We start from the raw sequence: 23,908 nt of genomic DNA on the forward strand, positions 1-23,908 counted from the left end.
ATCCAAATTCGGGTCTGTTATAACTATCGATATATATTGTCGGATAGTTGCGTCTATTGAGGAAATTGGCTGGCGCTGTCATGCATGGCCAACGACCTCGGCTTTCAAGGCGGGCGCTGGCGCATGATCGGCGCCTGTTCGAGCCTGTCGTTCGACTGCTACCTTGCGGATCGCGGCGGCGAGTTGCGCCTGACCGAACGGCTTGCCGAGTTTGACGATGCTCTGAAATGCCATTTCGGGCAGTTCGCCATAGCCCGATGCCAGGATGATCGGCAGGTCGCCGACCAATTCGTGCGCCTGCTCGATCAATTGCGCGCCGGTCATGCCCGGCATTGCCTGATCGGTGATCAGCAGATCGATCGCCGCTCCCCCGCGGAGCACCGCCAGTGCCTCCGCCGCCGAGCTGGCTTCGATCGCGACATGCCCCATATCCTCGAGCAAGGCGGCGGTGTTCATCAGCACGAGGCTGTCATCGTCCACCACCAGGATGCGGAGGTTGCGCTGTTGGTCGACGATCGCGGCCGGTGCCGTCGGCTCAGGCACGGCTTTATCGCATTCATTCGTAACCGGCAGCCACAGTTCGGCGGTGGTGCCGCGTCCGACGACGCTGTGCAGGGCCAGTCCGCCTTTCATTTGCTCGGCAAGGCCATGGATCATCGACAGGCCCAGCCCGGTGCCCTTGCCGACTCCCTTGGTCGTGAAGAACGGCTCGGTCGCGCGCGCCAGCGTCTCGGCGTCCATGCCGGACCCTGTATCGACGACGGCGAGCTTGACGTAACCCCCGGGATCGAGGCCATCGACCTCCCTGTCGCGCACCGTGACTTCGCTTGCGGCAACCGTGATCGCGCCACCGTCGGGCATTGCATCGCGCGCGTTGACCGCGAGGTTCATCAGCGCCATTTCGAGCTGATTGGCATCGGCGAGCACCGGCGGGAGCGACAGCGGAAATTTCAGCCCGATCGGGTGCGAAGGGCCGAGCGTGCGCTGGAGCAGATCGCTCATGCCGCGGACGAGTCCGGGCACGTCGACCGGCTCCGGATTGAGTTCCTGGCGGCGCGCGAAGGCGAGCATGCGCTGCGTGAGCGCGGCGCCGCGTTCGGCGCCTTGCCGGGCATTGTCGATCAGCCGTTGCGCGGAAGCGTCGCCCGAGACGCGCCGTTCGAGGAGCGTCAGGCTGCTGAGGATGGCCATCAGCAAATTGTTGAAATCATGCGCCACACCGCCGGTCAGTTGACCGATCGCTTCCATCTTCTGCGACTGGAACAGCGCCTCGCGCGCGAGGTCGAGCTTGCGCTGCGCATCGTCGCGTTCGGTCACGTCGCGCGTCACCTTCGCGTAACCGATGAGCTCGCCTTTGTCGCCTAGGATAGGGTCGAGCACCACGCTGGCGCGAAACCGGCTGCCGTCCTTGCGAACGCGCCAACCCTCCGCGGCGAAGCGGCCCTGCTCGCGCGCGATCGACAGAGCGCGTTGGGGCTCGCCGGCCAGGCGATCCTCTTCCGTATAGAAGCGCGAGAAATGGGCGCCAATGGCCTCGGCGGGCGTATAGCCCTTGATTCGTTCGGCACCCGAATTCCAGCTGACGATATGGCCTTCGGGATCGAGGCGATAGATCGCATAATCGGTCACGCTCTGGACCAGCAGCCGGAATTGCTCCTCGCTCTGGCGCAAGGATTCCGCGGCGGCCTGGCGTTCGGTCAAGTCTCGGGTGATCTTGGCGAAACCGATCAGCGCGCCGTCCTTCGCCCAGATCGGGTCGATGACGACATGCGCCCAGAAACGTTCGCCATCCTTGCGGATCCGCCAGCCTTCCTGTTCGAACTTGCCTTCGGTGCGGGCTATGGCCAGCGCCCGCGCCGGCAATCCGTCGCTGCGATCTTCTGGCGAATAGAAACGCGAAAAATGCTGGCCGATGATTTCATCGGCGGTGTAGCCTTTGAAGCGTTGCGCGCCCGCATTCCAGTTGGTGACGATCCCGTCTGGGTCGAGCATGTAGATCGCATAGTCGGTGATCGCATCGACCAGCAGGCGGTATCGATCGTTTTCCGACTTCGTGTCGGTGTGACGTAGTTCGCGATCCACTCGGTCCCCTTCGTCGTGCCGTGCCGCTGACACGTTAGCCAGATTCAACCGCGTGGCACGCCAAAGGTTCCGGGTCCCTTCATCGCGAAAGCCGCCTCAATCCAGGCATTCGGACCGGCCGCGCTCGAGCCAGCGGCGCTCCGCGCCTGCCGGTGCGAGGGCGAGAGCGGCGTCATAGGCCCGGCGCGCGGCATCGGCGAGTCCGAGCCACGCCAACAGGTCGGCGCGCAACGCGTGATAGGGAAGGTAATCAGCCAGGCCGGCGTGGCTGAGCGCGTCGACCTCCTCGAACGCAATCGCCGGTCCACGCACTTCGGCCAATGCTACTGCGCGGTTGAGGCGCGTAACGGGATCGTCTCGGCAAGCGAGCAGCGCGTCATAAAGGGTCAGAATCGCGGGCCAGGGCGGCGCATCGGCGAGCGACCCTCTTGCACACCATTCAGCATGGATCAGCGCCTGCACGCCGCGCGCTGGAAGTGGATGCGTCAGGATGCGGGCGAGATAGCGGCGACCTTCGGTGATTAGCGAGGTATCCCACAACATCGGATCCTGTTCGGCGAGTGGCACCATCATGCCATCGGCATCGACCCGTGCCGGCCGGCGCGCTTCGGCGAAGCGGACGGTCGCGGCGAGCGCCTGCACTTCCGGTTCGCTCGGGAGCATCGCCGCGAGTGCCGCCGTGATCCCCAGCATCTCTTCGGCATAACCGGCATGGCGTCCGGTTCCGGCGCCGTCGGCGTGCGCATGGGCATAGGCGACTTCCAGTGTCGACAGCACGGCATCGAGCCGCTCGCTCCAGTGATCGGGGTCGGGCACCTCGAACGGAACGCCAGCATCGGCGATCTTGCGCTTGGCGCGAGTCAGCCGCTGCAGCAACGCGGGTTCGGCGATCAGGAAAGCGCGCGCGATCTCCTGCGCCGACAGGCCGCACACCAGCCTGAGCGTGAGCGCGGCGCGCGCGTCGGGATGGATGGCGGGGTGGCAGCAGACGAAGATCAGCCGCAACCGTTCGTCAGGGATCAGCGGTGCGGCGGTCATCAACTCCTCCACGGTCGGTTCGGGCTCCGGCTCTGGCAGGGCGGTCGCATGGCGTACCGCGCTGCGCCGCAAGCTATCGAGCGCGACACGGGTCGCGACACGATAGAGCCAGCCCGCCGGATTGGCCGGCGGGGCGTCGGCCCAGGCGGAAAGCGCCCGGGCGCACGCCTCCGCCAGCGCTTCCTCGGCAAGGTCGAGGTCGCGGAAGCGGGCGGCGAGCGCGGCAGTGATCCGCCCGCCGTCCGCCCGCAGCACCGCCTCGATCATCACTTGCCCGGCGGGTGGAGCAACGGCCGGATTTCGATCGAGCCGTCGAAGCGGACGGGCACGCGGCGCGCGACCGCGATCGCGTCGTCCAGATTGTCCGCCTCGATCACGTAATAGCCGCCGAGCTGTTCGCGCGTTTCGGCGAAGGGGCCGTCATGGATCGTCTGCTTGCCGTTAACGGTGCGGACCGTGGTCGCAGAGGAGGTCATCGCCAACCCGGCGCCGGTCTTATACTGGTCGCCCAGGTCGCTGACGAGGTCCCAGTGCTTGGCGACGATCGCCTGCATCTCTGGCGTATCGTTCTTGTCGCCATAGACGCTCTCGTCCTCGTAGATCAGGATCATGTAATGCATCTTATATCTCCCGCGACCGCCGGAATGCGATCGTACCGCGGAGACGCGCAAGGGGGAGCGGATTCGACAGGCGCCGGAAAATTTTTCGATTGGCGCCGCTATCCCTCGAGGCCGTATTTCTTTGCGCGGTCGGCTACTTTGGGATCGATGGCGATCGCCGCGGCGCGATCGGCCTTGGCCTGGCCGTCCTGACCCGATTTCGCTTCGACCAGCCCACGCATATAGAGCGACCAGGCGCTGCGCGGGTTGATCGTCAGCGCTGCGTTATAATCCGCCAGCGCTTGTTTCCATTCGCCGCGACGCACCCGGATCAGCGCGCGGCTGTCAAGGATGGAGGCGTCGCGCGGCAGCGCCCGGAGCGCGGCATTGCAATCGTCCATCGCCTTGTCGAGGTCGCGATTGAGCAGACCGCGTACCCAGCAACGGCCGTTGAGCGCGATTCCCCGGCTGCTGTCTTCAGGGTGGCTCTTGAGCCACGAGTCGAAACTGGGCAGCGCGGCGTCGGGCGCGCCGAGGCGATCGTATAACGACGCAACGGCCAGACGCTTATCGGATGAGGGGGCGAGGGCGCTGTCGGCTGCCTTCACGTCCTCCAGCGCGCCGGCCTCGTTGCCACCGCGCAGCCGGAATTGCGCGCGCTGCAGCCTGGCATCGGCATAATCGGGAGACAGGCTGATCGTGCGGTCGAGATCGGCGAGCGAGCCGGCGCGGTCGCCATTGGCGAAGCGGGCCTCGGCGCGCTGATAGAAATAGCGGCTCTCCTTGGGGCTAAGTGCGATCGCCTTGTCGAAATCGGCCAGCGCTTCGGTCAGCTTGTGATTGGAAGCATAGGTCGCGCCGCGCCGCGAATATTCCTCCGCCGTCGTCGGGTCGGCGGCCTTGTCGGTAAGGTCGAGCGGCTTGCCGTCGACCGACCGCGCGCCTTTGGGCGACAGGCCGAACACCGGGCCGCCTTCATAGGTGACGAACATCCTGTGGGTCGCGTTCGACACGAACATCCGGTGGGTCAGGAAGAAGTCGACCCCGATCAGCATGTCCGCATTGCCGAGATCGAGTTGCGATATGCGAATCCTGGGCTTGTTGATCGCCTCGCCGCCGATATCGATCTTGTCGAACGTGGCGAGCCAGGTCGGCACCTTGCGCGTGCCAAGTCCGCCGCCATTGCCGACGAATTCCACGCCCGGCGTGTCCGGCGTGACGCCCAGTCGCTTGGCAGTCGCCAACGACAGGAGCGAGCTCTGTGCTCCGGAATCGAACAGGGCTTTGATCTTGACGCCGTTGAGCATGACGGTGGCGATCGTGTGGGGGCGGAACATACCGTCCGGATTTCCCTCGAGATCCAGCATCGTATACGGCTTATCACCGGCCCAATAGGCGAGACCCGTGCGACCGCAGCCATTGGTCTTCATCAGCCGCACCGCGCCGTGCGGCAGATCATATTCGACATCGGCGAGGCCGAGGATGTTCTGCCCGATCAGGCCGGTCGATCCCATATCGCTGCCGCCCACGACGAATTCGACTTTCGGAAGCTTGATCCCAGCCAGCGAGAAAGTGTCGGTTTCCGCGATGCCTGCCGACGTGTCCCCGCCAATTCCTCTCAGCCTGAACCAGGGTGGTGCCGCCGACACTTTCAGCCCGAATTCGGCAGCACTTGCTCGCGAGATGGTGCTGTAGAACGCGCCGCTGTCGAGGATGAAGCGCGCGGTCTTGTCACCGAAGCGGGCATCGACGATCGGCGAGCGCCCCGTCATCGTGATCGGGAATTCGGCGATCTTTGCCGCTTGGCACTTGCTGGCGGGCGGGATTGGGGCGGCCAGCGCGCCCAACAATGCAATCAGACTCGTCGCGCCCATCAGAACCCCCCAGCACGTTGCGTGCAAGCTATGCCAAATTTCCAATTCGCTTAGCAAGATAGGGGCCCGCGGATCGATCGATATGCCGGACAAGAAAAAGCCCGGCGGCCGGGTGGGCCGCCGGGTAGGTTCGCGCCTGATGACAAGGGGCGCGCAAGCGTTGAGCGTCAGGCCGCGACGGGCATCTGCACCGGCGGCAGGCGGTTGCCGAGATTGCCCAGCGTGCCGATCACCGCACGCCGCATCGGGTGCCAGAAGGCGGAGAGCGTGAGCAGCGCCGATCCGATCACGAACGCGGTAAAGGCCATCGACAGTTCGACCGCACCCGCCTGCTGGAACAGCATCGACAGGGCGTAGAGAACATAGGCCAGGCTCGATACCAGCAGGGCGCGGCGATCGATCGCTAGCGCGATGAAGGCGAATACAAGGTATAGCGCCATCACGATCAGCGCCTGGGCAACCCCGATCTGGCCCTGGAACACGCCGAGCATGTGGAACACCGAATGCGCGATCATCGGCGCGGCGGCGAGGTGCAACCAGAAGGCGACGTCGCTGCGCCGCGTCGTGCGGGTCAGGTCCGATCCGTCCCACCACATCGCCAGCGCGAAAGTGCCGATGCCGCCGACCAGCACCAGCGGGAAAATGCCATCCTCGTTGACATGCGTTACCGCGACATACAGCGCGACCAGGGCAGCGACTCCGCTTGCCGCGCCCACGGCAACGGTAATCGGCACCATGAACCGCTTCCAGTGCAGCCAGGTCGCACCACCGGTCACCAACGCGATACCGGTCGCGATGAGCGCGTTCGTCTGATCGCTCCAGTCGGGATTAATGTCGACCAGCGTGCCGACCATCGTCGCCGCGACGCCGCCGGCGAACGCCAGCAGCAGAATGATGCTGGGAAGCGCCATGCGCCGGACGCGGGTGAAATATTCGGCCAACGCCCAGGCCGCGATGGCGACCCCAAGCCCGCCCAAGCCTGTCTTTACCCAACCGCCGAGCCAGCCGATCGACGTCAGCAACAGCGCGATGGCGATGGCGACGAATATATCGTTGAACCCGGTCAACAACCGGAAGCTTTCCTCGTCGACCGCAGGCGACGCGCGCATTGCGGCGGTATGCTGGCGGAAAGCGTCAGCGGTCGATTGCGGGATCACACCCGCCGCCACCGCGCCCTCCAGATCGCTTTCACTATACATGGCACTCCTCCTCTGAGGAGATCATGTACCATAGGTGATTTAGTGTAGCAATACACCAAAGGGGCGGTTCAATGCGGTCCGCTGGCCCGGTACGCGGCCAACACAATATCGTAATTGCCGAGCACTCGCTCCTCGAGGTCGGTGTCGCAATATTCGACCACTTCGGCGATCTTGCCGTCGCGGAAGTGGAAGATGAAGCAATAATGGTTGTCGTACCGCTCGCCGGATTTGAGCATCACGTCGCCGCGCACTTCCGCAACCACCATCTCGCCTTCGGCCACCAGATTGATCGCATGTGCGGTATAGTCGGTCGCGAACAAGCCGAAGAGGGGGCGCAGCAAGTCGCGATGGATCGCCTCCTGGCCATCGAACCGTCGCGACCAGCTGCAATGACCGGGAAAACGCCAGACATAATCCGGATGGACCGATGCCGCGAAGACACTGCGGTCGCCCTGCGCCATGGCGGCATAGATGCGTTCGATCACTTGCTTGTTCCGCTCGGCGCTCATGACTTTCTCCTTATCCCGCAACGTCATGGGCTTGGGTTGACTATCCTGAAAATGAATAGTTCTGATATTGCGCATGTCGGAATTGGATATCGGTCGCTACGACCTGAACTTGTTGCGTGCCCTGTTGGCGATGATCGAAAGCGGCAGCGTTACCCGGGCTGCGCAGATAATATCGGTGTCGCAACCCGCGATGAGCCGCATTCTCGCTCGGCTGCGCGAGGATTTTGGCGACCCGCTGCTGGTGCGCAGCGGAGCGGGGATGAAGCGCACGCCGCGTGCCGAGGCACTCGCCGATCCCGTCCGGGCGTTGCTCAAGCAAGCGGCCGCCTTGTACGAGGGCGAAGCGTTCGACCCGGCAGGAGCGCAGCGCGTGTTCCGGGCGGCGATCCCCGACGTCGTCGCCGCGACGGTGCTCGCACCATTGATCGAGGCAATGGCGCGCGAGGCGCCCGGCTGCCGGATCGACCTCATTCCCTGGCCACGGCCGAACGATCCGGTGATCGCCACGCTCGATTTCGCGATCAGTACCGACACTGGCTTGTTCGCCGGGCTGCGCATGGCGCCCTTGTTCGACGACCATGATCTGCTCGCTGTCCATGTCGGGCAGCCGGCAACCTGGCGGCAGGTGCTCGAAATGCTCGATGCGCCGCATGTCGCGGTGGTCGGGGCCGGGGCGACGAGCGACCCGGTCGACGATTGGTTGGCGGCCCAGGGCCTGCACCGTCGCATCGCCGCGGTGGTGCCGCATTATCTGCAGGCGCTGATGGCGGTCGCGCGGACCGATCTCGTCGCCATCCTGCCGTCGCGGCTGATCGCCGCTTATGGGCCGAAGCTCGACGTGCGCGGGGTCGAGCTGCCGATCGAGCAGAGCATCGATCGGCATTTCCTGTTCCACCCGGTCGAACGCGACGCCGACGCGGCGTCGGTGTGGCTGAGGGATTTGATTCAGCGGACGGTGGGGGAATAAAAATTCCTCCCCGGCACGGGGAGGGGGACCGCCGCTGAAGGCGGTGGTGGAGGGGGCCCTCCACCGCTGACTTCCAGGCCTGTTGTTGGTTTGTCGCGGGCCCCCTCCACCATTGCTGCGCAATGGTCCCCCTCCCCGTGCCGGGGAGGATTTGAGGGTCGCCTCAACCCCCGGTCAGTTTCTTCATGATCGACATCGACTGTTCGTTGCCCGATTGCGGGGTGAGCTCGCCGGTGCGGTCGGTGATCTCGGCCCAATGCGCCGCGACGCCTTCGGGCGACAGCTCGTCACCGGTCAGCAGCTTGCCCTGGGTCAGCGTGACGTACGCTGCCTGGAACACGCCGGCGCCGGCGCCGACGATCGCGTTGGTCGGCGCGTCCTCGCTGACCAGATAGAGTGCGGCAGGGGCGACCTTCTCCGGCGCGAATGCCTTGAACGCCTCGGCCGGGAACAGATCCTCGGTCATCCGTGTGCCGGCGGTCGGGGCGATCGTGTTGACCTTGATGTTGTACTTCGCGCCTTCGAGGTAGAGCGTCTTGGTCAGCCCGGCGAGGCCGAGTTTGGCGGCGCCGTAATTGGCCTGACCGAAATTGCCGAACAGCCCGGTCGACGACGCCGTCATCAGGATGCGGCCATAGGCCTGTTCGCGCATCGTCTCCCATACCGCCTTGGTGCAATTGGCCGATCCGTTGAGGTGGACGTCGACGACGAACTTGAAATCGGCCGGCTCCATCTTGGCGAAGCTCTTGTCGCGCAGCACGCCGGCATTGTTGATCAGGATGTGGACGCCGCCCCAGGCTTCCTTGGCCTTGGCGACCATCTCGACCATCTGCTCATATTCGGTGACGCTGCCGCCGTTCGACATCGCCTCGCCGCCCGCGGCCTTGATCTCCTCGACGACCTTGAGCGCGGCGTCCGAATGACCGGTGCCGTCGCGCGCGCCGCCCAAGTCGTTGACGACGACCTTCGCGCCGCGCGCCGCCAGCGCCAGTGCATATTCGCGGCCCAGGCCCCCGCCCGCGCCGGTCACGATAGCTACCTTGTCGTCGAAACGGATGGTCATGAAGTGCTCCCTAAATGGTTTGAGCGCTTCCTAGCCAAAGGTACGCGCCGTGCAAGCCCGCCATACCGCAGACACGAAAAACCCGGCGCGGGCGTGCCGACCCGCGCCGGGAGAGGGAGCTTACGACCCGTTTCTTGTCGTTACTTGGGATCGTTACGCTGGATGCACTTGTCGAACTGACCGCGCTTGCAGGGCGGGTAGCTTGCCAGTGGTGCTGGCGGCGGAAACGCCACGTCGGGCGGTGGCGCCGGCTGAAACACGATTGTCGCGCCAGGAGGGGGTGGGGGCGCCGGCGGCGGGGCATAGCCCCCCGGGGGGTCGCCCGCGCTTTGCGCGGGGGGCGGCTGGGTCGACGCCGGATTCTCCTGCGCCAATGCAGGCATCGTCACAGCGATGGCGGCCAAAAGGATCAATCTCATCCCGACCTCCTCCGGTACGGCGGAGCCGGGCGTCGACCGGCTCCGCTTCATTCAGGCGATCAGAGCGGTCATTTCCCCGGTGGGCGGGGTGTCGTGTGCAGGCGCGCGCCGTTCGGCGCCGAATGCTCCTTGCAATGATCGACGACGGTCTTGGTGCACCACGGCACGTCAGCACCGGTAGCGGGGGCAGCAGCGTCAGGCAGCGGCTGCACGACAGGCGCCGGCGGTCCCATAGTCATGGTTGCAGCGCCAGCGGGCGGTCCCGGCGGTGCGGGCATCGGCGCTGGCGGCGGCGGAGTTGGGTCGACAGGAGCCGGCGCGGTCTGGGGATCGGGGGCAGGTGGCGGCGCGGGCGTATTCTGCGCAATGGCGGGCATCGCGATCATGGCGGCCGCCGCAACGAGTATCAACTTCATGCGACTCTCCTGGTTCTGCACGATCTCAGCGTGACAGGGGCCAAACGCGCCACACCCGAATTTGCTCCCTCGTTTCGGATGCGATTCTTTACGCCCCCGAATCGAGGGCATAGCCCGCCGATCGCACCGTCCGGATGACGTCGGGTCTGTCGCCGCGATTGATCGCCTTGCGCAGCCGTCGAATGTGGACGTCGACCGTGCGGCTCTCGATGTCGCTATCATGTCCCCATACCGCGTCGAGCAGGCGCTCACGGCTGAACACCCAGCCGGGATGTTCGAGGAAATGCTTGAGCAGGCGGAATTCGGTCGGGCCAAGCGGCACGACTTCGCCGCTGCGGCGCACTTTATGCCCGACCGTGTCCATCTCGATATCGCCATAAGTCAGCTGCTCGCCGGCCAGCGCCGGGCGCACGCGGCGCAGCACCGCGCCGACCCGCGCGACCAGTTCGCGGGGAGAAAAAGGCTTGGTGACGTAATCGTCGGCGCCGGTCTCGAGCCCGCGGACGCGATCCTCTTCTTCACCGCGCGCGGTCAGCATGATGATCGGGATGTTCGCGGTCTCGGGCATGCGGCGGAGACGCCGGCACACCTCAATTCCCGATAATCCCTCGACCATCCAGTCGAGCAGGACGATGTCGGGAGTCGCTTCCTTGGCGAGCAGCAACGCCTCTTCGCCGTCGGGCGTGTGCGCGACCTCGAAATCCTCGCGTTTGAAATGGTAGACCAGCAATTCCGCCAGCGCGGCGTCGTCTTCAACCAGCAACATCTTGGCGCGTGCCATCACATTTCCCCTGATTTGCCGCGCTCACGCTCGGTCATTTGCGTGCCGGTAGCGGCGAAATAAATCATCTCGGCGACGTTCGTAGCGTGGTCGCCGATCCTCTCCAGATTCTTGGCGACGAACAGCAGGTGGGCGACCTGACCGATCGTCGCGGGATTTTCGACCATATAGGTCACCAGCATGCGGAAGATGCTGTCGTAGAAATCGTCGAGCGCCTGGTCGCGCATGCAGACATCCACCGCGGCCCGCGCGTCTCGCGCGGCGAAGGCGTCGAGCGCGTCGTGCACCATTTCGGCGGCCATCTTGCCCATCGCCGGGATGACCGAGATCGGCTCGATACGATGCTCGCTCTCGATCATCGGCACCCGCTTGGCGATATTCTTGGCGTAATCGCCGATCCGCTCGATCACGCCGGCGATCTTCAAGGCGGCGACGACTTCGCGCAGGTCGTTGGCCATCGGGGCGCGCAGCGCGATGATGCGGACAGCCAGCGTTTCCACTTCGGCCTCGATCACGTCTATCTGCTTGTCGGCGAGGCGGACTTGCTGCGCCAGGTCGAGATCGACCCGCTGCAACGCATTCATCGCGTCGTGGATCGCGCGCTCGGCCAGACCGCCCATCTGGCTGATCAGGCCGCGCAGTTGACCGATCTCGTCGTCGAACACCTTGACCGTATGTTCCTGGCCCGTTGCCATTCGCTCAAACTCCTCAGCCATAACGGCCGGTGATGTAATCGCGCGTCCGCTCTTCGCGCGGGTTGGTGAAGATGTCCGACGTCTGACCGTATTCGACCAGCTGGCCGAGGTGAAAGAAGGCGGTGCGCTGCGACACGCGCGCGGCTTGCTGCATGTTGTGGGTGACGACGACGATCGCGTAGCGGCCCTTCAATTCGTGGATAAGTTCCTCGATCTTGGCGGTGGCGATCGGGTCGAGCGCCGAGCACGGCTCGTCCATCAGGATCACTTCGGGATCGACCGCGATCGCGCGCGCGATGCACAAACGCTGCTGCTGGCCGCCCGACAGAGCGGTGCCGCTATCCGACAGCCGATCCTTTACCTCGCCCCACAGGCCGGCGCGCGCCAGCGAGCGTTCGACGATGCGATCCATGTCGGCCTTGGACGACGCCAGGCCATGGATGCGCGGACCATAGGCGACATTCTCGTAGATCGACTTGGGGAAGGGGTTGGGCTTCTGGAACACCATGCCGACGCGTGCGCGCAACTGAACCACGTCCATTTCGCGCGCATAGACGTCTTCGCCGTCGAGCCGGATATCGCCTTCGACCCGCGCCGAGGCGATCGTGTCGTTCATCCGGTTGAGCGTGCGCAGGAAAGTCGATTTGCCGCAGCCCGACGGGCCGATGAACGCGGTCACCTTGTCCTGGTCGATATCGATCGACACATCGCTGATCGCTTGCGCCGCGCCGTACCAGACGCTGACATTGTGCGCGGTCATCTTGTGATCAGAGGGAGTCTTGTTGTCGGTCACCAGCGGGTCTCGAAACGGTTACGAAGGTAGATGGCGACGCCGTTCATCGCCAGTAGGAACACGAGCAGGACGATGATCGCTGCCGAAGTCTTTTCAATGAAGCCGCGACTGACTTCGTCCGACCACAGGAAGATCTGGACCGGCAGCACGGTCGACGGATCGGTCAACTTGCCCGGCGGGGTCGCGATGAACGCGCGCATGCCGATCATCAGCAGCGGCGCGGTTTCGCCGAGCGCGCGCGCCATGCCGATGATCGTACCGGTCAAGATGCCCGGCAACGCGAGCGGCAGGACGTGGTGGAAGACGACCTGGACCGGGCTGGCGCCGAGCGCGAGCGCGGCGTCGCGGATGGAGGGCGGCACCGCCTTGATCGCGTTGCGGCTGGCAATGACGATCACCGGCATCGTCATCAGCGCAAGCGTCAGCCCCCCGACCAAGGCCGCGGAGCGCGGCAGCTGGAAGGTGTTGAGGAACACCGCGAGGCCGAGCAGGCCGAAGATGATCGACGGCACCGCGGCGAGGTTGTTGATCGATACCTCGATCAAATCGGTCCAGCGGTTCCGCGGCGCATATTCTTCGAGATAGAGCGCGGAGAGCACGCCGATCGGGAAGGCGAGCACCAAGGTCACCAGCATCGTCAACAGCGATCCCTTGAGCGCGCCCCAGATGCCGACCGCGGTGGGATCGGTCGAATCCGATCCCGACAGGAAGCCCCAATTGAACCCGGTGCGCAATTGTCCGGCGTCGGTCAGCACCTGCGCGCGCTTCTCGGCCAGCGGCGTGCCATCTGCCTTGGCCGCGGTGTCGATGTCGCTGGCGGCGGGCAACCACAATCTAGCCCGGCCGACCGCCAGTCGAGGATCGGCCTTGAGCGCCCGGCGGACGATCGTGTCGGCGCCGTCTGAAAACAACGCCGGCCCCTCGGTGCCATATTGCGCGGCTGCGGCCCGATCGACGACCGCGTCGAGCTCCGCGCCGGCGAGCGCGAGATCGGCACCCGGCCCCTTGATCCGATCCGGCGTCAGGCCGAGTCCGGCGGCCGGAAAATCGATCGTCAGCGCGACCTCTGTCGTCACGAAGCCGCGCGCGCCGTTGGCCACCATCGTCACGAGCAGGAACAGCAGGAAACTCACCGACAGCACGATCGCCGCCAGCCCGAACAGCCGGAAGCGGCGCTCGGCGGCATAGCGGCGACGGACGCGCCGCTCCATCTGCGGATTCTTCCAGTCGGTCGGCACGCGTTCGACCGCGGCGGGATCGAGCGGCCTATTCATAGGCTTCCCGATACCGTTTCACGACGGTGAGCGCGATGATGTTGAGCAGCAAGGTGATGACGAAGAGGGTCATCCCCAACGCGAACGCGGCCAACGTCTTGGGGCTGTCGAAGCTCGCTTCGCCGGTCAGCAGGTCGACGATCTGCTTGGTGACCGTGGTCGCCGAATTGAATGGGTTGAGACTGATCGTCGCGGCGCCCGAGGCGGCCATCACGACGATCATCGTCTCGCCGATCGCGCGGCTGATCGCCAGCAGGACGCCGCCGACCACGCCGGGCAGAGCGGCTGGCAGCAGGACGCGACTGATCGTCTCGCTCGGCGTCGCGCCCATCGCCAGGCTGCCGTCGCGCATCGCCGCCGGCACCGCGGCGATCGCGTCATCGGCCATCGACGAGACGAACGGGATGATCATCACGCCCATCACGAGCCCCGCGGCCAGCGCGCTTTCCGATGTGGCGCCGGGAATTCCGATCGCGACCCCCAATTGGCGCAGTGCCGGCCCGACGATCAGCGCGGCGAAATAGCCATAGACCACGGTCGGCACGCCCGCGAGGATCTCCAGCGTCGGCTTCATCCACCTGCGCAGGCGAGGCGAGGCATATTGCGTCAGATAGATCGCGCTCATCAGGCCGAACGGGATCGCCACCAGCATCGCGATGACCGCGCCGATGAAGAAGGTTCCCCAGAATAGCGGCACCGCGCCCAGGCTCGCGCCAGGATTCCTGGGATCGACGACCTGCGGACTCCAATGCGTACCGAACAGGAAATCGGTGATGGGCACCGTGCCGAAGAAGCGTGCGCTCTCTACCAATAGAGAGGCGACGATGCCGATCGTCGTCAGGATCGCGATGAGCGAGGCGGCGAGCAGGCCGGCCATCACGATCCGCTCGATCCTGGTCCGTGCGTTGAAGCCGGGGCGGATGCGCAGGAAAGCGAAGGCCCCGCCGGCAAGGCCGAGCAGTAAAGCGGTCGCTCCGCCGATCCAGCCATAGCGGGCCTGCTCCAAAGCATAAGCCGGTGCGAGCTGGGTCGCGAGCGGATTGAGCGGGGTGCGATGGCGGTCGCTGGCGATCGCGCGCGCCTCCGACAGGATCGCCGCGCGCTCGAAACCGGGCGGCGGAAGCTGCGCCGCCGCTGGCGTCTTGAGCACGGCGTCCGTCGCCAGGCCTGGCGCGCACGCTCCCCACACAGCGAGGAACAGCAAGGGGGGCAATATGGTCCACATCGCAGCAAACGAGCCGTGATGGCGCGGCAGCGACGAGAAACGCTGCCCCGGCGCCTTACGGAACGCGATCGCGCGGACGCGCCCCGACAACCAGGCGATCAGCCCGAGTCCGGCGACGAGAAAAAGGAGCGCGAGCGTCGGCAAGTCGTCAGCTCAACGTCTTCGGGTCGAGCAGGGTCTGGCGCTGCACGATCGCCGCCGAGCGCGCACGCACATCGGCGGGTGCCGAGATCAGCCCGCGGCGAACCAGCGGTCCGTTGGGCGCCCAGGCCTGTGTATAGGCATTGAGGAATGCCTTCAGGTTGGGGATGGCGCTGAGATGCGCCTTCTTGACGTAGAGGAACAGCGGGCGCGATCCGGGATAGCGACCGCTCGCGATCGTCTCGTAGGTCGGCTCGATGCCGTTGAGCGGAACGCCGTTCAGGCGGTCCTTATTCTCTTCCAGATAGGAATAGCCGAAAATGCCGATCGCGTTGGGATTGGCCTGGAGCTTCTGGACGATCAGATTGTCGTTCTCGCCCGCGTCGATATAGGGGCCGTCGTCGCGCACCCGGGTGCAGGTTTTGGCGAAATCGTCCGGGTGCGTCTCACGGGTCGCCGCCATGTCCGGCATCATTTGTGCGCAGCCGCGCGCCAGGATCAGCTCGGCGACTGCGTCGCGCGTGCCACTGGTCGAGGGCGGGCCATAGACCTGGATGGCGATCGCCGGTAGCGCCGGATTGACGTCGTGCCAGGTCTTCGCACGGTTGGGATGGCCGCCGGGTTCGGCCGCCAGCGCCTTGTAGAGGTCGACCGGAGTCAGTTGCAGCTTGGGGCCTTCATTGGCCTCTGCGAAGGCGACGCCGTCCAGCCCGATCTGGATTTCCAGCAAGTCGCCTGCGCCGTTCGCCGCGCAGGTCCGGTATTCGCTTGCCTTGATCCGCCGGCTGGCGTCGGCAATATCGGGATATTGGCCGCCCAATCCCTTGCAGAACAGGTTCAGCCCACCGCCGGTGCCGGTCGATTCGATCACCGGTGCCGGTACTCCCGGATTGGCCGCGACGAATTGCTCGGCGACCAGAGTGGTGAAGGGATAGACGGTAGACGATCCGACGACGCTGATCCGGTCGCGCCCGGCCCCCGCCAGCGCCGCCTGGTCCTGACACGCCGCTAGAAACAGGGATGTCGCGCCGAGCAGCGCGATCGTGCGAATCATGATGGGCCTTCCCGCCGGGGCGACTCGCCCCTTACCGGCGCGCTATCACGCCGGTTTCGGGCCCTCTGTGACAGTCGCGTTACCTTTTGATGACAACGCGGCCGGTAACAGGATCGTCACCACCGTCCCGCGCCCCACCTGGCTCGCGATATCCAGCCGTCCGCGGTGGCGTTCGACGATGTGCTTGACGATCGCGAGGCCCAGACCCGTGCCGCCAAGCGCACGGCTGCGTCCCGAATCGACGCGATAGAATCGCTCGGTCAACCGCGGGATATGTTCGGGCGGAATGCCGTCGCCTTCGTCGCCGACCGACAAGCGGACCATGTTGCTGGCATCGCGCGACAGCTTGACCGTCACCGGCGTTCCGGCGCGGCCATATTTCATCGCGTTGCCGATGAGGTTGTGCAGCGCCTGGCTCAGCTGGATGCGGTCGCCGCCGACCGGGGGCACGTCCGCGGCGATATCAGTGACGATCTCCGCCGCGCGTCCATCCGCGCTGTCCATCATCTCCGAATGAACTTCCGAAACAAGGTCGGCGAGATCGACCGAGGCATCGGGCAGGCGGTATTTTTCCGCCTCGATCCGGCTCAATGAGATGAGGTCCTCGACCAGCCGCTGCATCCGCCGGGCTTCGTCGGCCATGACCTTGAGGAAGCGATCGCGCATCGCCGGGTCTTCGCCGGCGCCATCGGCCAGCGTCTCGGCGAAACCCAGGATCGACGCGAGCGGGGTGCGCAATTCGTGGCTGGCATTGGCGACGAAATCGACTCGCATCCGCTCGGCGGCATAGCTGCGCGTCTGGTCGATCAGATGCGCGACCCGCCGCCCGTCGGGCAGATCGGTGACGCGCAATTCCCAACGTTGGTCGAGCGTTCCCAGGCCGACCAGATTGATCGCCTCGGACGATCCCTCACCAACTGGTGCGGTCAGTCGCTCGGCGGCGGCCGGGTGGCGGATCGCGAGCCGCACGTCCTGGCCGGTGATGTGGTTGCCGAGCACGTCGCGGGCGGCGCCATTGGCTTCCTCGACCCGGCCTCCGGCGATCACCAGCACGGGCTCGACGATCGCCTCGAGCACCGAGCCCAATCGTGCCGGCGCGGGTGCGGTGCCGATGTCGGGTTCGGCTGATGCCGCCGGGCTGGGATCGACGCCTAGCGTCACGAGCGCGGCTATGATCGCACCGACCAAAGTCACCAGCGCGCTCGCCACGTCGCCCGACAGGACGAACACGCCGATCGCCGCCACCAGAGCGGCGAGCATGCCGAGCATGAAGCGAGGGCCGAAGCGGGTCGTCATTGCCCGGTGGTTCCTAGGGCGTGCGCCAGTCAGCGGCAATGCCCGTGCCCTCCGCGCGCGGTAACCATTTCATCGGCTTGCCAGTCGCGTGCTAATGTGAAAGGCGTCTCAACCATGGACGAGAACACGACCGATCGTCAGGCGAACGAACCGCAGCCGACGCGCCGCCGCGCGCTGATGCTCGGCGCCGCGACCGCGTCGGTGGTTATCTCGATCCGTCCCGCGCTCGCGCAGACCAGTGCCTCGGTACTGACCTGCGAGATTCCGGTCCCCGATCCCGGTCGCGCCGGCATGTATGTCTCAGCCGACGGATCGCTTGTCCCCAACGGCACCAAGGACGCCTTTCCCGGCGCGACCAAGCCGTTCAAGGCGGAAGACGTCCGCACCGCGCTCAACGGTGGCACCTTGCCCGGCACGACGGACGAGCAGAGCCGCGCTTATACCGCCTATATCCGCCGCCTGCAGCATGGCACCGCCGGCTTCACCTGCTTCGCCTCGCTGCAGATGCCGCGCGGCTGAGCCGCCGGACGCGGGAGATGGCGACCCTTTATCGCGCCGCATCGCCCGACAGCCTGATCGTCGTGCCGGTTGATCTGCTGACCGCCATCTATCATCGCGCTTCGGGGCAGACGCATTTGATGGCGTCACCCGCACCCGAAATCCTCGAGGCACTGACCGAAGCACCGCTCGACGCCGCGGCGTTGCTGGTGAAACTTCGTGCAGATTATGACCTGGTTGACGCCGATCCTGCCGCGCTAGCGGCGCGGTTGGACGAGCTGGTCGAAACGGGGCTCGTCGAGCGGCGATGAGGCACGTTTTCTCGGTCGCGATCGGCCCGGTCGGATTCCGCGTCGGGTCGGATTGGCGTGGGCCGATCGCGGCGCTCGAACAGCTCTATGCGAGCTACCCCAAGCCACAGGACGGCATCGCGGATTTCACCGTGCGGCTGTTCGCCGATCGGCCGTGGCGACGCCTCTTCAGACCCAAAGTGATGATCGGCGGCGACTTTGTTCTGCCCGAAGCCGCGCCGCTCAGCCTCGAGCACGGGCTGCTCGCCGCCGAGATGGCGATGAACCTACAGATGGCGCTCGGCCAGCGGCGGTATCTGCTGCTGCACGCTTCGGCGGTCGAGCGCGATGGCAAGGCGCTGGTGATGACCGGCCTGTCGGGGGCGGGCAAATCGACGCTCGCGGCATTGCTGATGACGCGCGGTTGGCGGCTGATGGGGGACGAATTCGCGTTGCTCGATCCGGCGACTGGCCTGATCCATGCCTTTCCGCGTCTGATCAGCCTGAAGAACGAAGCCAACGCGGTGATGGAGTCGGCTGCACCGGGCATGTTCGGTCCGCTACTCGCCGATACGCCGAAGGGCGCGATCCGCCACCTGGTTCCCGATACGCGATCGGTTGCCGCGATGCTCGAGCCCGCGCGACCGGCGCTGATCCTGTTTCCCACCTTCGGACATGACGCCGCAACTCGCGAGGTCGCGCCCAGCGAAGTATTCGTCCGCCTCACCCAGGCGTCGACCAACTACGTCGCGCTTGCCGAACGCGGCTTCACGGCGCTGACGCAATTAGTCGTCGAGACGCCGGCGCGCGCGATCGACTATCCCGATACCGAAAGCGCGATCGCGCAGGTCGAGGCGTTATGGGCGTCGCTGTAGACGGTCGTCTCCTGGCGCGGGCACTGGCCGACCCTGCCTCCGTCGCGGAGCTAAATGGCCCAGGTTGGCAAGCATTGCTGACCATGGCGCGCGCCGAATTGCTGAGCGCGACGCTGGCGCATCGGCTCGATGGCATCGCCAAGCCGGCGGCGGCGCAGCGTTTCCTCGACGACGCCAAGGCGTCGTGTGCGCAGGGGCGGCTCGTCGCCCTGTGGGAAGTCGAGATGGCGCGCCGCGCGCTCGGTGATCTCGGCGTGCCGGTGGTGCTGCTCAAGGGCAGCGCGTTCATCGCCGCGGGCCTGGCGGCGGGGCGGGGGCGATTCGTCGGCGATCTCGACATTCTGGTGCCGCGCGCCGACCTCGATCGCGTCGAAGCGGCGTTGCTCGGTGCCGGGTGGGAATGGGTCAAGCCCGACCCTTACGACGATGCCTATTATCGTCGCTGGATGCACGAATTGCCGCCGCTGATCCATCGCGAGCGTGATCGCATGATCGACGTGCACCACACGATCCTGCCGCTGACCGCGCGCCCGACGCCCGATGCCGATGCACTGATCGCCGACAGCATCGCGTTACCGAACGGGCTGCGCATGCTCAATTCCGACGACATGATCTGTCACGCCGCCGCGCATCTGTTCGCGGACGGCGACCTGTCGGGCGGGATGCGCAATCTGTGGGACATCCACTGCCTGGTCGACGACTTCGGCGTCGCTGGCCTGGCCGAACGCGCGCGGCGACACGGCTTGGCTCCGGCGGTGCGCCGCGCCCTGCGGCTTTGTCATGCGCTGTACGATACCCAATTACCCGACGGCTGGGCGCGCTCGGGAAGCGACGACGAGCTTTATCTGCGCAGGCTGACGGCGCGTGACGGTTGGGGGCGGCAGACCCGTCCGGTCACCCGGCTCGGCTTCTATGCGCGCTCGCACTGGCTGCGCATGCCGCCGCTGATGCTGGCGCGGCACCTCTGGACCAAATGGCGCAAAGAGGCGGGCTGACGACCACCGGATCGCGATGATATGAAGCGGCGATTCGGGGGAGATCATCATGACCAGAATGTGGATCGCGCTGGCGCTCGCCGGCCTGTGCGTAGGCAGCAGCGCAGCTTGGGCCGAAAGCGCGCAGATGCGCGGCAAGTTTCCGGCTAATGTCCGCGAGGCGGATTTGCTCGAAAACGTCGTGGTCGATCGCTTCAACGGCCGCGATGCGCGCCAGTTCGAGGCGGCGCTGGAACAGGCGATCGGCGTCCCCGCCGGCCGGCCCGACGGCGTGCTTTCTGGCGGCGTCACCACCGGGGTCGAGGAAAGCAAGTATCAGGGCAATGAGGAACGCTGCGTCGAATGGAAGGACGGCAAGCAGGACGGAAAGTGCACCAAGCGGGCCAAGGTCGACCTCCCATGCTTCCGTCGCGTCATCAACCTGACGGTCAGTGTCCGCTTGCTCCGCGTCGCCGACACCATGCCGGTCTGGTCGGACAACAAGCCGTCGCGGGACGAAACGACCTGGTGCCAGGGCAAGGCGCCATGGCGCACCACCGAGGAAGCGGTATCGGCGATGATCACCGACCTGGCGCAGAAAATCCGCCTCGACGTGCGGCCGCGCGTGGAAACCTACAAGGTCCGCTTTCGCGAGGACCGCGACGGCATGCCCAAGGATATCGGCAACGAGTTCAAGGGGATCGTGAAGCTGTCCAACAGGGATGTGACCTCGGCGTGCCGGCAATGGGCGGAGCTAAACGGCCGCCTGCCCAATCATCCGTCGGTGCTCTACAATCTCGGCGTGTGCGCGGAAGCGGCGGGCAGTTATGCCGACGCCCAGAGCTTCTATCGCTCGGCGCAGGCCGCCTTGCCGAAACGGTCGAGCGAGATGGCGGAGTCGGCGGATCGCATCGCTCGCCTGATGATCGCGCGTGCCGATGACGAAGAGCGGGCGCGGCGGCCAGGCAATCCGCGCTAGCCGCGCCGCCTGCGCTGCGGCAGACTGATCGCGATAGGGACAGGAGGGCGACGATGCGTTTCGCGATAGTGCTGGCCGCCGCGGCGGCGCTGGCGGGCTGTTCGATGGGGCAGGACATGTCCGCCACCGATTCCGCGGTGGCCGATTTCCACGCCAAGCTGAACAACGGTCAGTTCGCGGCGATCGCCGCCGCAGCCGGGCCGGAAATGAAGAATGGCAGCGTCGACTTTCCTGTCTTTATCGAAAAGATCCACGCCAAGCTCGGCACCTTCCGGTCAACCGCGCGGCAGGGGTTCAACGACAATATCAACAATGGCGATCACACCTTCACGGCCAGCTATGCCAGCGTCTATTCGAGCGGACCCGCGAGCGAGAATTTCGTTTATCGGTTGAACAGCGGAAAGCCCGTGCTGATCGGCTATCACGTCGAATCGGCGGCTTTGCTCAAATAGCTGGCTGGGTCTCAGCCATACGCGCGAGCGTCGGCAGCAGATCGCGATAGTCGGTGAAGATCGCGTTGGCGCCCGGAATGCCGCCGCCGTCTGGAGCGAACAACGCGACCGGGATACCGGCGGCGCGCGCCGCGCCCACGTCATAGATCGAGTCCCCGACAAATACCGCTGGCCGGGCATCGCGGCAGTTGCGCAGCATGAGGTCGATCGGCGCGCGGTCCGGTTTCATCGCGACGAGGCCCGGCGTGTCGCCGCCGATGATGCACGCGAAGCGATCGGTAAGGCCCAGGGCATCGAGCAGTGCGAAGGAGAAGTGTTCGCGCTTGTTGGTCACCACGGCCAAGGTCACCCCCAGCTTTCGCAGCGCATCCAGTGCCTCGACCACGCCCGGAAATGGGCGCGTATGGTCGACGATATGCGCGGCATAAAAGGCAAGCATTCCGGGAAGCAGGGCGTCGAGTTGCTCGTCTCCGCCCGTCGCGATCAGCGCCCGCTGCAGCATCACTCCAGACCCACCCCCGATCATCGGCCGCACCTGGTCGATTGCCAGCGGCGCCCGCCCGATCTCGGCCAGTGCATGGTTCACTGCCGCTGCCAGGTCGGCGACACTGTCGACCAGCGTGCCATCGAGGTCGAAGCCGACCAGGCCAAAGGGGAAATCGTTCATCCCGACGCCGCCTGCCAGCAACGCTATGGAAAAGGCAATATGTTCGTGGCAGGGCGCGGGCCACGGAGACCCCTGTCATGACCAATCCAATCGCCGCGATCATCCTTGCCGCCGGCATGGGCACGCGGATGAAATCCGACTTGCACAAGGTGCTTCACCCGATCGCGGGGCGGCCGATGCTGCTTCACCTGATCGACAATGTGCAAGTGCTCGATCCTGAACGGATCGTCGTCGTGGCGGGCGCGCGTCGCGAACAGGTCGAGGCGGCGGTGACCCCGCTCGGGGTCGAGGTCGCGATCCAGGCCGAGCAACTCGGTACTGGCCACGCCGTGCGCCAGGCCGAGGCGGCGCTCTCCGGCTTCGACGGAGACGTGCTGATCCTGTACGGTGACGTGCCCCTGGTCTCCACCGCCACGATGGCGCGGATGACCGAGCGGCTCCACGGCGAGGGTGACCCGAGCGTCGTCGTGCTCGGCTTCCGTCCCGCCGATGCCGCCGCTTATGGCCGCGTCATTGCAGACGCCGATGGCCGCATCGCGAAGATCGTCGAATATAAGGACGCCTCGCCCGACGAGCGCGCGGTGACCCTGTGCAATTCGGGCCTGATGGCGGTGCGCTCGACCGATCTGTTCCGGCTGCTCGCGCAGGTTACCAACGACAATGCCGCGGGAGAATATTATCTTACCGACCTTGCCGAGCTGGCGGTCCGGGATGGTCGCGGCGCGGTAGTGGTCGAGACCGATGCCGAGGAAGTCGCCGGGGTAAACAGCCGGGCCGAACTCGCCGCGGTCGATGCCAGCTGGCAGGCCAGGCGCCGCGTCCAGGCAATGGCCGACGGTGCGACCCTAGTCGATCCCGCGACCGTCTGGTTCAGCTTCGACACGCAAATCGGCCGCGACGTGCTGATCGAGCCCAATGTCTTTTTCGGCCCCGGCGTCGCGGTTGCGGACGGTGCGACCATCCGCGGCTTCAGCCATATCGAGGGCGCGACGATCGGCAGCGGCGCCGAGGTCGGCCCCTATGCCCGGTTACGCCCCGGCGCGGTGCTGGGCGAGAAATCCAAGGTCGGCAATTTCGTCGAGGTGAAGAAGGCTGTGCTCGGCAAGGGCGCCAAGGCCAACCATCTGACCTACCTCGGCGACGCCGAAATCGGTGCGGGCGCGAACATCGGCGCGGGCACGATCACCTGCAATTACGATGGCTTCTTCAAGTACAAGACGGTGATCGGGGAGGGCGCGTTCATCGGCTCCAACTCGGCGCTGGTCGCGCCGGTGACGATCGGCGCGGGCGCGATAGTCGGCGCGGGGTCGACGGTGACGAAGGATGTCGAGGCCGATGCGTTGCGCCTCGTTCGCCCCGACCAGCAGACCAAGCCGGGCTGGGCGAAGCGGTTCCGCGAGATGATGGCGGCGAAGAAGGCTGCGAAATGAGCGATCGCTACATCGGCAAGCCGTTCCTCCGATTTCTCGATTGCTACGTATTGCACGCGATTGGCGAGCTCGATCAGGGAGTCGCCGAAACGTTAACCGCCATGGAGCCAAAGCTTCGCCAGACCCTTGGCTTCGAAGGGAGCTGGGACGAAATCGTTGCGCAGCAAATGGAGTTCCCATCGGCGCTCCCTGGCCGGATCCGCGAGATTTGGGAAAAGGGTCGTGAGCCGTTCGTTCAAGCCTATGGAACGCAGCCAGATCCGGCCGAATTTTCTCGGCAATTCGTTGATACTAACTTTCCGACCGGTTGACATGATA

26 protein-coding genes are annotated in these 23,908 nt (G+C 65.6%); 9 read left to right on the top strand and 17 right to left on the bottom strand.

What is annotated here, in order from left to right:
* Positions 1–78 precede the first annotated feature (78 nt).
* The 6 genes from AC1DQQ_RS06290 to AC1DQQ_RS06315 form a co-directional block, all read right to left on the bottom strand.
* Positions 79–2,082, bottom strand: a complete 2,004-nt coding sequence (locus AC1DQQ_RS06290; RefSeq protein WP_478041832.1) for a hybrid sensor histidine kinase/response regulator — start codon at positions 2,080–2,082, stop codon at positions 79–81.
* A gap of 96 nt (positions 2,083–2,178) precedes the next feature.
* Entirely contained in the window at positions 2,179–3,387 is a 1,209-nt protein-coding gene (locus AC1DQQ_RS06295; RefSeq protein ID WP_478044615.1) for an RNA polymerase sigma factor, read from the bottom strand.
* Entirely contained in the window at positions 3,387–3,740 is a 354-nt protein-coding gene (locus AC1DQQ_RS06300; RefSeq protein WP_478029375.1) for a YciI family protein, read from the bottom strand. Before AC1DQQ_RS06300 ends, AC1DQQ_RS06295 begins: the two co-directional genes overlap by 1 nt.
* A gap of 98 nt (positions 3,741–3,838) precedes the next feature.
* On the bottom strand, positions 3,839–5,593 hold the full coding sequence (locus AC1DQQ_RS06305) for an aspartyl protease family protein (RefSeq protein WP_478044617.1): 1,755 nt from the start codon (positions 5,591–5,593) through the stop codon (positions 3,839–3,841).
* Between the two features lie 167 nt (positions 5,594–5,760).
* Complete coding sequence (locus AC1DQQ_RS06310; protein ID WP_478029373.1) at positions 5,761–6,792, bottom strand: hypothetical protein; 1,032 nt, start codon at positions 6,790–6,792, stop codon at positions 5,761–5,763.
* A 68-nt stretch (positions 6,793–6,860) separates the two neighbouring features.
* Positions 6,861–7,301, bottom strand: a complete 441-nt coding sequence (locus AC1DQQ_RS06315) for a nuclear transport factor 2 family protein (protein WP_478041828.1) — start codon at positions 7,299–7,301, stop codon at positions 6,861–6,863.
* Positions 7,302–7,374: 73 nt separating this feature from the next.
* Here AC1DQQ_RS06315 and AC1DQQ_RS06320 point away from each other — a divergent pair, with 73 nt between their 5' ends.
* Positions 7,375–8,268 carry a LysR family transcriptional regulator gene (locus AC1DQQ_RS06320; RefSeq protein ID WP_478041827.1) on the top strand — a complete coding sequence of 298 codons (894 nt, stop codon included), beginning with the start codon at positions 7,375–7,377 and terminating at the stop codon, positions 8,266–8,268.
* A 163-nt stretch (positions 8,269–8,431) separates the two neighbouring features.
* On the opposite strand, the gene AC1DQQ_RS06325 is transcribed toward AC1DQQ_RS06320, so the two are convergent.
* The 10 genes from AC1DQQ_RS06325 to AC1DQQ_RS06370 all read right to left on the bottom strand — a co-directional run bounded on the left by AC1DQQ_RS06325 (position 8,432) and on the right by AC1DQQ_RS06370 (position 17,425).
* Positions 8,432–9,331, bottom strand: coding sequence for an SDR family NAD(P)-dependent oxidoreductase (locus tag AC1DQQ_RS06325; protein WP_478041826.1), 900 nt, complete (start codon positions 9,329–9,331; stop codon positions 8,432–8,434).
* A 140-nt stretch (positions 9,332–9,471) separates the two neighbouring features.
* Positions 9,472–9,750 (bottom strand): hypothetical protein, encoded by a 279-nt coding sequence (locus AC1DQQ_RS06330; protein ID WP_478044619.1) that lies wholly within the window; start codon positions 9,748–9,750, stop codon positions 9,472–9,474.
* Positions 9,751–9,818: 68 nt separating this feature from the next.
* A complete protein-coding gene (locus AC1DQQ_RS06335) occupies positions 9,819–10,166 on the bottom strand; it encodes a hypothetical protein (protein WP_478041825.1) in 348 nt (115 codons plus the stop codon).
* 88 nt (positions 10,167–10,254) lie between these two features.
* Positions 10,255–10,947, bottom strand: a complete 693-nt coding sequence (gene phoB / locus AC1DQQ_RS06340; protein WP_066809495.1) for a phosphate regulon transcriptional regulator PhoB — start codon at positions 10,945–10,947, stop codon at positions 10,255–10,257.
* Complete coding sequence (gene phoU / locus AC1DQQ_RS06345; RefSeq protein WP_478029367.1) at positions 10,947–11,642, bottom strand: phosphate signaling complex protein PhoU; 696 nt, start codon at positions 11,640–11,642, stop codon at positions 10,947–10,949. The genes phoB and phoU overlap by 1 nt, the downstream gene beginning before the upstream one ends.
* A gap of 13 nt (positions 11,643–11,655) precedes the next feature.
* Entirely contained in the window at positions 11,656–12,402 is a 747-nt protein-coding gene (gene pstB / locus AC1DQQ_RS06350) for a phosphate ABC transporter ATP-binding protein PstB (RefSeq protein ID WP_478029544.1), read from the bottom strand.
* Positions 12,403–12,431: 29 nt separating this feature from the next.
* On the bottom strand, positions 12,432–13,709 hold the full coding sequence (gene pstA / locus AC1DQQ_RS06355; RefSeq protein WP_478041824.1) for a phosphate ABC transporter permease PstA: 1,278 nt from the start codon (positions 13,707–13,709) through the stop codon (positions 12,432–12,434).
* Entirely contained in the window at positions 13,702–15,078 is a 1,377-nt protein-coding gene (gene pstC / locus AC1DQQ_RS06360; RefSeq protein WP_478041823.1) for a phosphate ABC transporter permease subunit PstC, read from the bottom strand. The genes pstA and pstC overlap by 8 nt, the downstream gene beginning before the upstream one ends.
* Positions 15,079–15,082: 4 nt before the next feature.
* On the bottom strand, positions 15,083–16,129 hold the full coding sequence (locus AC1DQQ_RS06365) for a substrate-binding domain-containing protein (protein WP_478041822.1): 1,047 nt from the start codon (positions 16,127–16,129) through the stop codon (positions 15,083–15,085).
* A gap of 45 nt (positions 16,130–16,174) precedes the next feature.
* Positions 16,175–17,425 (bottom strand): ATP-binding protein, encoded by a 1,251-nt coding sequence (locus tag AC1DQQ_RS06370; protein WP_478041821.1) that lies wholly within the window; start codon positions 17,423–17,425, stop codon positions 16,175–16,177.
* A 114-nt stretch (positions 17,426–17,539) separates the two neighbouring features.
* Here AC1DQQ_RS06370 and AC1DQQ_RS06375 point away from each other — a divergent pair, with 114 nt between their 5' ends.
* Genes AC1DQQ_RS06375 through AC1DQQ_RS06400 form a run of 6 tightly spaced genes read left to right on the top strand, consistent with a single transcriptional unit; the run spans position 17,540 to position 21,493 of the window.
* Positions 17,540–17,944, top strand: coding sequence for a hypothetical protein (locus AC1DQQ_RS06375; RefSeq protein WP_478041820.1), 405 nt, complete (start codon positions 17,540–17,542; stop codon positions 17,942–17,944).
* Between the two features lie 17 nt (positions 17,945–17,961).
* Entirely contained in the window at positions 17,962–18,234 is a 273-nt protein-coding gene (locus tag AC1DQQ_RS06380; RefSeq protein WP_478041819.1) for an HPr-rel-A system PqqD family peptide chaperone, read from the top strand.
* Positions 18,231–19,088, top strand: a complete 858-nt coding sequence (locus tag AC1DQQ_RS06385) for an HprK-related kinase A (RefSeq protein WP_478044621.1) — start codon at positions 18,231–18,233, stop codon at positions 19,086–19,088. The genes AC1DQQ_RS06380 and AC1DQQ_RS06385 overlap by 4 nt, the downstream gene beginning before the upstream one ends.
* The gene (locus tag AC1DQQ_RS06390) at positions 19,073–20,083 is read left to right on the top strand and encodes a nucleotidyltransferase domain-containing protein (protein WP_478041817.1); all 1,011 of its coding nucleotides are present in this window, start codon (positions 19,073–19,075) and stop codon (positions 20,081–20,083) included. The genes AC1DQQ_RS06385 and AC1DQQ_RS06390 overlap by 16 nt, the downstream gene beginning before the upstream one ends.
* Before the next feature lie 49 nt (positions 20,084–20,132).
* Positions 20,133–21,041, top strand: a complete 909-nt coding sequence (locus AC1DQQ_RS06395) for a tetratricopeptide repeat protein (protein WP_478029358.1) — start codon at positions 20,133–20,135, stop codon at positions 21,039–21,041.
* A 53-nt stretch (positions 21,042–21,094) separates the two neighbouring features.
* On the top strand, positions 21,095–21,493 hold the full coding sequence (locus tag AC1DQQ_RS06400; protein ID WP_478041816.1) for a hypothetical protein: 399 nt from the start codon (positions 21,095–21,097) through the stop codon (positions 21,491–21,493).
* Here AC1DQQ_RS06400 and AC1DQQ_RS06405 read toward each other — a convergent pair.
* Positions 21,486–22,160 carry an HAD hydrolase-like protein gene (locus AC1DQQ_RS06405; RefSeq protein WP_478044622.1) on the bottom strand — a complete coding sequence of 225 codons (675 nt, stop codon included), beginning with the start codon at positions 22,158–22,160 and terminating at the stop codon, positions 21,486–21,488. The genes AC1DQQ_RS06400 and AC1DQQ_RS06405 overlap by 8 nt on opposite strands.
* Before the next feature lie 77 nt (positions 22,161–22,237).
* Between AC1DQQ_RS06405 and glmU the strand changes: the two genes are divergently transcribed.
* Both glmU and AC1DQQ_RS06415 read left to right on the top strand, forming a co-directional pair.
* Entirely contained in the window at positions 22,238–23,590 is a 1,353-nt protein-coding gene (glmU, locus tag AC1DQQ_RS06410; RefSeq protein ID WP_478041814.1) for a bifunctional UDP-N-acetylglucosamine diphosphorylase/glucosamine-1-phosphate N-acetyltransferase GlmU, read from the top strand.
* Positions 23,587–23,901, top strand: a complete 315-nt coding sequence (locus AC1DQQ_RS06415) for a hypothetical protein (protein ID WP_478041813.1) — start codon at positions 23,587–23,589, stop codon at positions 23,899–23,901. The genes glmU and AC1DQQ_RS06415 overlap by 4 nt, the downstream gene beginning before the upstream one ends.
* Positions 23,902–23,908 lie beyond the last annotated feature (7 nt).

It is taken from the genome of Sphingomonas sp. P4_G3 (assembly GCF_056401105.1).